Source organism: Rhodopirellula maiorica SM1 (genome assembly GCF_000346295.1).
GTDB classification, from domain to species: Bacteria; Planctomycetota; Planctomycetia; order Pirellulales; family Pirellulaceae; genus Novipirellula; species Novipirellula maiorica.
On record NZ_ANOG01001018.1, the window covers coordinates 1 to 9778 of the forward strand.

The 9778-nt window shown below is 54.4% G+C and carries 8 protein-coding genes; 4 read left to right on the forward strand and 4 right to left on the reverse strand.

Translation table 11 applies throughout. The annotated features are described in order from the left end of the window. From RMSM_RS32960 to RMSM_RS37665, 4 genes are all read right to left on the reverse strand, one after another. Positions 1–474 (reverse strand): M14 family metallopeptidase (locus tag RMSM_RS32960; RefSeq protein ID WP_008707976.1); only part of this gene is annotated, 474 nt, incomplete at its 3' end. Between the two features lie 132 nt (positions 475–606). Continuing rightward, the gene (locus RMSM_RS32965; protein ID WP_040770777.1) at positions 607–1824 is read right to left on the reverse strand and encodes a RimK family alpha-L-glutamate ligase; all 1218 of its coding nucleotides are present in this window, start codon (positions 1822–1824) and stop codon (positions 607–609) included. A gap of 195 nt (positions 1825–2019) precedes the next feature. Then, a complete protein-coding gene (locus tag RMSM_RS32970) occupies positions 2020–3480 on the reverse strand; it encodes a sigma-54-dependent transcriptional regulator (RefSeq protein WP_008707980.1) in 1461 nt (486 codons plus the stop codon). After that, positions 3477–5597 (reverse strand): PAS domain-containing sensor histidine kinase, encoded by a 2121-nt coding sequence (locus RMSM_RS37665; protein WP_008707982.1) that lies wholly within the window; start codon positions 5595–5597, stop codon positions 3477–3479. The genes RMSM_RS32970 and RMSM_RS37665 overlap by 4 nt, the downstream gene beginning before the upstream one ends. Positions 5598–5713: 116 nt before the next feature. On the opposite strand from RMSM_RS37665, the gene RMSM_RS41565 reads away from it, so the two are divergent. From RMSM_RS41565 to RMSM_RS32990, 4 genes are all read left to right on the forward strand, one after another. Further along, a complete protein-coding gene (locus tag RMSM_RS41565; protein WP_160168429.1) occupies positions 5714–5860 on the forward strand; it encodes a hypothetical protein in 147 nt (48 codons plus the stop codon). Between the two features lie 53 nt (positions 5861–5913). Further along, complete coding sequence (locus tag RMSM_RS32980; protein ID WP_008707986.1) at positions 5914–6309, forward strand: hypothetical protein; 396 nt, start codon at positions 5914–5916, stop codon at positions 6307–6309. 230 nt (positions 6310–6539) lie between these two features. Further along, positions 6540–7931 (forward strand): magnesium transporter, encoded by a 1392-nt coding sequence (gene mgtE / locus RMSM_RS32985; protein WP_040770773.1) that lies wholly within the window; start codon positions 6540–6542, stop codon positions 7929–7931. A gap of 114 nt (positions 7932–8045) precedes the next feature. Then, a complete protein-coding gene (locus RMSM_RS32990; protein WP_008707989.1) occupies positions 8046–9605 on the forward strand; it encodes a bifunctional GNAT family N-acetyltransferase/carbon-nitrogen hydrolase family protein in 1560 nt (519 codons plus the stop codon). The last annotated feature ends 173 nt before the right edge of the window (positions 9606–9778 follow it).

Below are 9778 nucleotides of genomic sequence, written 5' to 3' on the forward strand. Positions count from 1 at the left end.
CAGATCGGCGCGGACATTGGGGAAATTCGTGCGACGAACCGCGGCGGTGTGCAAATCGATGCCGTAGTCGCATTTTTTGATCAACGAATCAAAGATCACCTTCGCCAATCGTGACGCCATGCTGCCGCCCCGCGTGCCAGGAAAACAGCGATTCAGATCGCGACGATCAGGCAAATAGCGTGAGTGACGTTCGAACCCGAGCACGTTCAACACCGGGATCAACAACAACGTCCCCGAATTTAGTACCCAAGTCGGATCGGCCAAAAGCGTTCGAATCGCGCCAGTGCCGTTCAGCTCGTCTCCGTGCAGCGCCGCAGTCACAAAAACCGTCGGTCCCGAGGATAATCCACGCCGGATTTGAATCGGAATCACCACGCTACGGCTGCTGTAGCTTTCCGTTACCTCGAATTCGGTATTTGCGGACTCGCCTGGTGCGATATCGCAACCAAACCAATGGTGGTCAGAAGTGGTCATAGATGAAACGTCACGAAAGCCGTGCAAAGATGAGGTAAAAAGGGGTTGGAGTTTGGAATCGTATCTGACTTGGCGGAACCCCCTGCGATTAAAACCGTCAATCGTGGGGCGTCCCTCAATGTTACACTATCGTTAGTGTGATGGTGAATGTGTCGACGCTTCATCGATGCTCGATTGTTCAAGCGTCTTGACCTTAGGCGCCCGTTTCTTGCGAGTCTTGGTCGGTACCATTTCTTTCATTGCTTCTTGTTTACCGAAGCACAACAATCGATCACCCGCTTCCATTTTGCGGGAATATTTCGGATTCGGAATGACGGTATTGCCGCGGTACAGCGTCAACACGTTGATGTCGCGATCGGTAAAGGCTGCGTCGGTGATTGTCATCCCCACAAACTGCGAGCCTTCGGGCACCACCAATTCACAAACGCCATAACCCCGGCTAACCGTCAAACGTTGACGAATATCCATCTCAGGGAAATCAACGTGCGCGGCACAGTATTCGATGATCGCGCCGGCGATGTCCTTTTGTGTCGCTCGCTCGATGCCTTCGAGCCCCGGCGAACTATTCACCTCCATCACTTGGGGACCGTGCTGGCCTTCGAGCATGTCGACACCCGCGACACGCAGTCCCATGATCTGGGCCGCACGAATCGCCGTTTCACGAAAATCGTCATCAAGTTCAACCGTTTCGACCACGCCGCCGCGGTGCACGTTGCTGCGAAACTCGTCCCCTTGGGCGACACGCCGCATCGCTCCGATGACTCGATCGCCGACCACAAATGCACGCACGTCGCGTCCCTTGCTCTCGGAGACAAAACTTTGCACCAACACGTTTTGCTTTGCGGTTTGCAAGGTTTCGATGATGGCTTCGGCGATTTTTATCGTGTCGGCCAATATCACACCGACCCCTTGGGTGCCTTCGAGTAACTTGATGATCACCGGGGCTCCGCCAATCCGCTCAATCGCTGGAATCACGTCGCCCCGATCGCGAACAAAGGTCGTCTTTGGCATCCCAATGTGATGCCGGCTCAGAATCTGCAGACTGCGAAGTTTGTCGCGACTGTTGGCAATCCCAGCCGAACTGTTGGCAACAAACACATTCATCTGTTCCAGCTGACGAACCACGGCGGTACCGAAATAGGTGATGCTGGCACCGATACGCGGGATCATCGCGTCAAAATCCGCCAGCGGTTTCCCGCGATAATACAGATCCGGTTTCCCTCGCTGCAGATCGATTGCACATTTGAGCGTATTGACCACGGATACCTTGTATCCACGGTCCTTTGCCGCGGCGACCAATCGGCGAGTGCTGTAACATCGCGGCGCGCAAGAAATGATGCCAAGTTTCATAACGGCAAAGACCTTCATCGAGAAAAGAGAGAATCCAACGCGAAACGACGTCGCGCTGTCGCTATACGCTCTAAGTTACGCGACTTTGGCCACAAGAGCGAATGTTTCATCGAATAAAGAGGGAATTCGATTGACCGATACGAAGCAAATCATTTTGCGTCTATTTGCGTCACCGTGTTCCCCATACACGCTTGGCTAACCTTTGTTGTCGGCACTGCTTGCCAACCCGAGATGCTTCAATCGACTTCGTAGCGTCGGCCGACTCATTCCCAACCGGCTGCTAGCAGCGCTAACGTTGCCTTGGGTCGCCCGCAGGATCTCGGGCAAGATTTCCCGATCGACGGCATCGTGGATATCGGCAGCAATATTGTGCGATCCATCTTCGAGTAACGTCGCTGCCCAATTCCTCAAATTCTCTTGCCACGTCCCCACGTTTGTTGATTTTGCCGACCCATCATCGCTATGAGGCCCAAATCCTTTGGGCAAAAACGCCGGCACAATCACCGGGCCACTGGCTTTTAACAACGTTTGCTTGATGACGCCCTGTAGTTCCCGCACATTCCCAGGCCACGAATGCAGTTTCAGTGATGCCATCGTTTCCGGCGCGATCGAGACATACTCTTTCCCAAGCGTTTTGGCAAACCTTGCAAAAAAGTATTCAGCCATGCTCTTGACGTCTTCGCCTCGTTCTCGCAGCGGTGGTAACGAGATCGTGAACTCATTCAATCGGTAGTACAGGTCACTGCGAAAGCTGTTCTCGACGATCGCGGCTTCGACATCCCGATTGGTAGCGGCGATAATGCGAACGTCGGATTTGATCGTCTTGGTACCCCCGACCCGCTCGAACTCTTTCTCTTGCAGCACGCGCAACAACTTGGTCTGCATCATCGGACTCATGTCCCCAATTTCGTCCAGGAATAGCGTGCCGCCGTTACACACTTCGAATTTACCGACATGCCGTTGGTCGGCACCGGTGAACGCGCCCTTCTCGTGACCAAACAGTTCACTTTCCAACAGATTCTCGGGAATTGCGGCACAATTGATCGCATGAAATAATTGATCACGACGATTGCTGTGCTGATAGATCGCCCGGGCGACCACTTCTTTTCCGGTGCCGGTTTCGCCAAGAATCAACACAGCCACGTCGCGTGCTGCCACCCGTCCGATCGAACGAAACACTTCGACCATCGCTTGGCAATCCCCCAGCACGCGGTCGGTGCTCGAATCATCCGCGTCGCCTTGAGTTTCCGATGGCAACACCGCCGGTTTTCGTGCCATCCGGCTGGTTTCCAATGCCGAATCGATCACTGGCAATATATCGTCCGGCTCGAATGGTTTGGTCACATATTCGAACGCCCCGCCGCTCATCGCACCGATCGCCGTTTCGGCGGTTCCGTGCCCCGTCATCATGATCACCGGAACTCGGCGATCGAGTTCGCGGAACTCGTGAAGCGCCGCCAACCCGGATTGATCCGGCAATTGAATATCCAACAGTACGGCATCAGGTTTGTGTTCCGCAAAAAGCTGCAAACCTTTGCCTGCCGAGTCTGCCGTGATGACACGATAATCTGGCGCGGGCAAACACAGTTTCATGACCTGCAGAATCAACGAATCATCATCGACGACCAACAAGGTGCTCGGATCATTGGAATTCATTTGGCCAAATCACTTTTATTTGACGAACAAGGTAAAGCAGGAAAGATGACTGAGATTCGCGTTCCCTCGCCGACCGTCGATCGCACGTCGACCACGCCTTCGTGGCTTCGCACGATACCGATCGATGTACTCAACCCCAGCCCGGTTCCTTGGCCTCGTTCTTTGGTCGTGAAAAAGGGATCAAACATTCGTTCGCGAATCTCTTTGGGGATCCCGGTTCCTGTATCGGACACCGTGATCGACAGATAGTGTCCCGGCTGCAGCGTCGCGTACGAATACGACCGCTCGCTTGCCAACGTCATCGGAGCGGCGATGATCGTCAATTTGCCATGTTGGTTCATCGCATCACGTGCGTTGATCGCCAAATTCATGATCACTTGGCTGATCTCGGTTTCGTCACCCAGGATGTCGGGCAGATGCGGGGCAACGTCGGTCTTCAGCTCAATGCCTTTGGGCAGCGTTGCCTGCAGAATCGCGGCGATTTCTGGGATGATCGCCCCCACATCGATCGGTTCGTGTTCACCATCACCGCCTCGCGCGAACGTTAGCAATTGCGCAATCAAATCGGCACCGCGACTGGCCCCACTGCCAATCGTTTCGAGTAACGCATCGCGATCGATGTTGGCGTTTGTTCGCTGCAGCATGCGACAACTCATCAAGATCGGCGTCAGCAGGTTGTTCAGGTCGTGAGCGATACCGCTGGCCAATGTTCCCAAGCTTTCCAGACGTTGTCGTCGACGCTCAACCTGTTGCAACCGCTTGCGTTCTCCCAAATCCAGATCCAACACCACTTCGCCGATCGTCTCGTTGGCTTCGCGAATCCGCGTGCGGCGACGTTCAATGCGGATTCCCCGTCCCGCTTTGGTTGTCGCCACCAATTCGCCGGACCAACGCTCGGTTTCAGCGTATTTCACCGCATGAATATTATTGTCACTGCCTTTGGGCGGGACGATTTTCAACAAGTCGTTTGCGGTTTGCCCGATCACCTCGCCAGCTTCGAAGCCAAACAGATGTTGCGCTCCTCGATTCCAATAAACCACACGTCCGACAGCGTCCAAGATATGCAGAGGCTCAGGAATCTCACTCAACAGTGCCTCGTGTTGCTTTAACCGCAATCGCGATGCTTCGCGCTCGGAAACGTCACGTACCGAGATCGCCAAAAACTCTTGGTCCCGGATGGTTTGAGGCGTGACGGTCAATTCGGTATGCAAACGTGTTCCGTTAGGCCGAGTTGCTTTGACTCGCCGTGATAACGTGCTTTCGCGATCGTTTTCGACCAAGCGATTGGCCAACCATTCATCGATCACGGTGGTGGCAAATAGCGACCCCACCGTCATCCCCTTCAGCGTCGACTCGTCAGATTGAAACATCTCGTCGAGCGCGGGATTGGTCATCTGAATGCGACCGTTTTCATCGGTCAACAAGATACCGTCGGACGAACCACGGACGATCAACGCAAATCGCTCGTCGGCTTCGAGAGTCCTCAGATCGGCAAGTCGTCGGAGCTGTTGCTCGCTTCGTCGCGCCGCATACAGCAGCCCGACCAACCCCAGCATCATGGCATGGCCTCCGATCAACACCCATGCAGCGCTTCGTCGCTCGCGATCGGCCGCCCTTTTCATCGCCGTCAAATGCTGATGGTTCTGCGTCAAACAGGATTCTAAGCGGCCTCGTAGATTGGTGGCCTCGTTTCGCAGCCGCGTTCGCTGGGGCAAATCAAGCGAAGTGGCGATCGGCGTCAGCGGCCGAATCTCGTTGAGATAGCTTTGCGAATCTCGTAACAACGGCTCAAGCCCTCGTAACAGTACGGCCTCGCTCGACAACGCAACCTTTTGGAGTTCTTCGACAAGCTGTTCACAGCGACCGATCGCTTCGACCATTTCACGGCGATCTTGCTCGTCACCCCCAAGGGTCAATGCTCTCAGCCGCGACGCCGCGGTGCCGAGCGTAAAACGCAAACTGGCAAGCCGACCAAGCTGTTCTTCGGTGTTGACAATTCGTCGGTGCGAGCGTGGCAAACCATCGAGCGCTCGATAGGTAATCAAGCACGAAGACATGATCGTAAAAACGGCAATCGCAACGGCAATCGCAAACGCGTTATTTCGCAACCAACGCATCGATGGTCACTTTGTCATTTCAGTGAGTGATAGAACATGTTTCACAGCGAAACGCAATCTTCGTCAATCGGCACCGATTGTCTTCGCCAATAGGCACAAGGTTTGCTTCTACGATCGTGGCTTACGATTGTTGGCCTAAGGTGGACATCGCGGTAACTGACCGAGCCCCCGAAGGCCAACTACTCTCAACGCTTCGCCACAAGTATCGAGTCGCCCCGTATCGAGTCGCCAGCTCGTTGACGGTGCAATCCGCAAGAGTCTAAGCTCGCCGGCTGCTTTAGAGCAGCTGGCATTTGAGTGATTTTCAACAAAATTTATGAACGACCCCCAAACGATCCAAGACGCCCTTCGCCAAGCAAAATCGACTTGGATCGGTTGCCAATGGCCAACGCAATTTGGAAGTTCGCGATTAAACTTGGAAGGACTGCGGAGTCGACAGGCGGGGATTGCGGAAAAGGCAACGCGTGGCGAAGAATCTCGGTGTTGGCGGGGCGCCGCAATCTGGTTGGCCACGGTTGAACACGATGCGGCCCTCGCTGCGGAACTTGCCGAACAAGCCGTGCGGGCGGCCGCAGCAGGCGAAAACGGCGAGGCCCAGCGATTGCTCGGCGAGGCGGTCGCGTTGGAACAAAAATACCGTGATCCGATCGTGTACCAGTCGCTGCTGAAACGCTTTGAACAATCGATCACGTTGCAAAGCTGTTGCTCATAGCGGCAATTAATTTTCCATTGGAAATCTTCTTGCCACCTCGGACGCGTGCCGTGCTATCGGTTTTCGACAATTTACGTCAAGCTAAGCTGGCCGACCTTGATGGCTGAGGCGTCAGCGAGATGACGGCTACGAAAACCTGTTCCGTTGAAGAATCGACTCGCTGAGTTGTCGAAACTTCACAATTGCTTGCAAAGCTTCCACACATTTCTCCATCCGCGAAAGAGTCGTCGATGCCTAGCTCTGAAGATCCATCATCCGGTACAACCCAATTGGACGATCGTCCCTGGGAAGAAATGCTGCGTTTGGCCCAGGAGGGGACCCACGTGCAGCTTGAAGAATACGTTTCGCACCTTTCGACCACCGACCAAGCCTTGGCGCTCAGCCGCTTGGACGAAGAGCAAGAAATGCAGGTGTTGGAGGCGATGAATGCCGCCGATGCGGCGGAATTGATCAGCCATTTGCCGGAGATCGAAGCCGCTCGGATGTTGGCGCTGTTGGATTCGACCACCGCAGCGGCGATCGTCCATGAATTGCCCAGTGACGAGCAGGCTGATTTGCTCGGCGACTTGAGCGACGACCAGGCCGAAGCGATTTTAGAGGAATTGCCACAGGACGAGGCGGAGGCCGCTCGCGAGCTTTCAGCGTACGAAGATGATGAAGCGGGCGGGATGATGGTTCGCGAGATGCTTCGCTTTAACGATCAGATGTTGGTTCGCGACGTGATCCAAGATCTCAGCGAACACGGTGAAGATTACAGCGACATTGATGTTCGATACGCCTATGTCTGTGATGCCGAGGATCGGCTTGTCGGTGTTTTGCCGATGCAGAATTTGTTGTTCGTCAAACGCGCTGAACAGCTCTCGGATCTAATGATACGAGACCCGCTTTCGGTGCAAGCCACCGCGTCGCTGGACGATCTGATCGAACTGTTTGATACCCATAACTATCTCGCCGTGCCGGTGGTCGACGAGCTGGGTAAGCTACAAGGCATCGTTCACCGCGAGGCGGTGCAATACGAAGAAACGCGGGCGGCCGAAAGCGACTATCTAAAAAGCCAAGGGATCGTTGGCGGCGAAGAACTTCGGACGATGCCACTGTGGCTGAGAGCCCGACGACGACTGAGTTGGTTGAGCATCAATGTGTTTTTGAACATCGGTGCCGCTGCGGTCATTGCCTACTTTCAAGATACACTTCAAGCCGTCATCGCGCTGGCAGTGTTTTTGCCGATCATCAGTGATATGAGTGGATGTAGTGGCAACCAAGCCGTGGCCGTCAGCATGCGAGAGCTTTCACTTGGGTTGGTCCGTCCGACCGAAATGCTGCGTGTTTGGTGGCAAGAGGTATCGGTGGGGCTAATTAATGGTTCGGCTCTCGGGATCCTTGTTGCGATCGTCGCCGTGCTCTTCGATGGGAATCCTTATTTGGGAATCGTCGTCGGGATCGCGCTCTTCGCGAATACAATAGTAGCAGTGTCGATTGGCGGCGTCGTACCATTGGTGCTGAAGCGATTTGGTTTTGATCCCGCCGTCGCTAGCGGACCACTGCTGACCACGGTCACCGACATGTGCGGATTTTTCTTTGTACTTGGACTCGCCACGGCGATGCTTTCGAAACTAATCTAAGCAGTTAGGCACGAATGTTTTCTGTCTTGCTACTTAACTACGACGATCTTCGGCAGCTTGCCGCCGATACGCCGTCCCAAATACAGCCGAACCAACCTGCAAGGGGCGTCAACCATGGAACCGCTTGATCTTACTGAATTCGAATGGAAGATCGTGGTGCGTCAACTGACCATCGACGACTACGATGCGTTGGTCGCCATCGCCCAACGCTGTTTTCCGGGGATGGAGCCGTGGGGTCGCGACCAGATCGAAAGCCAGTTGGCGATCTTTCCCGAAGGCCAAATCTGTGTGGAAATCGACGGCAAATTGGCAGCATCGTCCTCCAGTTTGATCCTGGAATACGACTCGTCGCTGGAATGGCATAACTGGAAAGCGATCGCCGACGGCGGCTATATTCGCAACCACAAACCCAAGGGCGACACGCTGTATGGGATCGAAATCATGGTCGATCCTGAATTCCGCGGCATGAAATTGTCGCGGCGATTGTACGATGCCCGCAAAGAATTGTGTCGCCAAAAAAACTTGTCCCAAATCATCATCGGCGGCCGAATTCCCGGGTACCACAAACACGCCGACAAAATGTCCGCACGACAATACATCGATTCGGTTGTCGAAAAAGAGAACTACGATCCCGTACTAACCGCCCAGCTGTCCAACGGATTTATCGTTCGTGGGCTGACGCCAAACTACTTGCCCTCGGATACCGAATCGTGCGGCTATGCGACGCATGCGATTTGGAGCAATATCGAGTACGTGCCTGGCGCGAAGCGACGTTTCCATCACGTGGTCGAACCAATCCGGGTCTGTGTCGTGCAGTACCAACTGCGAACGATCAATGGGTTTGACGAGTTCGCCCAACAGTGCGAATTCTTTCTCGATACGGCGTCGGATTACAAGTGTGATTTCATCTTGTTCCCCGAACTGTTCACGACACAATTGCTTTCCTGTGTCGAGTCGAGCCGTCCTGGACAAGCCGCTCGCCAATTGGCCGATTTCACACCACAGTACCTCGATCTGTTTACCGCGTTGTCAGTCAAATACGACATCAACGTCATTGGCGGTTCGCAGTTTGTGATTGAAAACGGAACGCTCTACAACATCGCCTACTTGTTCCGCCGCGATGGTTCGATCGGCAAACAGTACAAGATTCACATCACGCCAAGTGAACGTAAATGGTGGGGCGTGAATCCAGGCAAATCGGTCGAGGTGTTTGAAACCGATTGTGGACCGATCGCCATCCAAATTTGTTACGACATCGAGTTCCCCGAGTTGACTCGTATCGCCACGCAGAAGGGTGCCCAGATTATCTTTGTGCCGTTCAATACCGACACTCGCCATGGCTATCTACGTGTGCGTTATTGTGCCCAAGCTCGCTGTATCGAAAACCATTTGTATGTCGCCATCTCGGGCTGTACCGGCAACTTGCCATTCGTCGAGAATTCGGACATCCACTACGCCCAGTCTGGGATCTATACCCCGGCCGACGTCGAGTTTGCTCGTGACGGCATCGCCGCAGAATGCAATCCAAATGTGGAAACCGTGATCATCCACGACTTGGATTTTGAACAACTTCGCCGTCACCGCGAAACCGGTTCAGTGCAAAATTGGAACGACCGTCAACGCGGTCTCTATAAAGTGGTCTATGAACAAGACGGCAAGGCACACGAGGTGTAGTGACCGCTCGGGTTGCGAATCTTGACGGATCTTTGGCAAGTCCACTGCGGGAATGACGACTCATGGCGACAGATTCAAGACCTGTGTTTGCGTGTCGGTCAACCCAGCGGGCAAGGCTACGATCTGAAGCGTGCTCGGTTCAGGGGTGACCGGCGGCAGCTCGCCACGACGAA

Coding starts and splice junctions, on each gene's coding strand:
- RMSM_RS32965 (WP_040770777.1), bottom strand. CDS start 1,824: ATGAAACTTGGCATCATTTCTTGCGCGCCGCGATGTTACAGCACTCGC.
- RMSM_RS32970 (WP_008707980.1), bottom strand. CDS start 3,480: ATGAATTCCAATGATCCGAGCACCTTGTTGGTCGTCGATGATGATTCG.
- RMSM_RS37665 (WP_008707982.1), bottom strand. CDS start 5,597: ATGCGTTGGTTGCGAAATAACGCGTTTGCGATTGCCGTTGCGATTGCC.
- RMSM_RS32980 (WP_008707986.1), top strand. CDS start 5,914: ATGAACGACCCCCAAACGATCCAAGACGCCCTTCGCCAAGCAAAATCG.
- mgtE (WP_040770773.1), top strand. CDS start 6,540: ATGCCTAGCTCTGAAGATCCATCATCCGGTACAACCCAATTGGACGAT.
- RMSM_RS32990 (WP_008707989.1), top strand. CDS start 8,046: ATGGAACCGCTTGATCTTACTGAATTCGAATGGAAGATCGTGGTGCGT.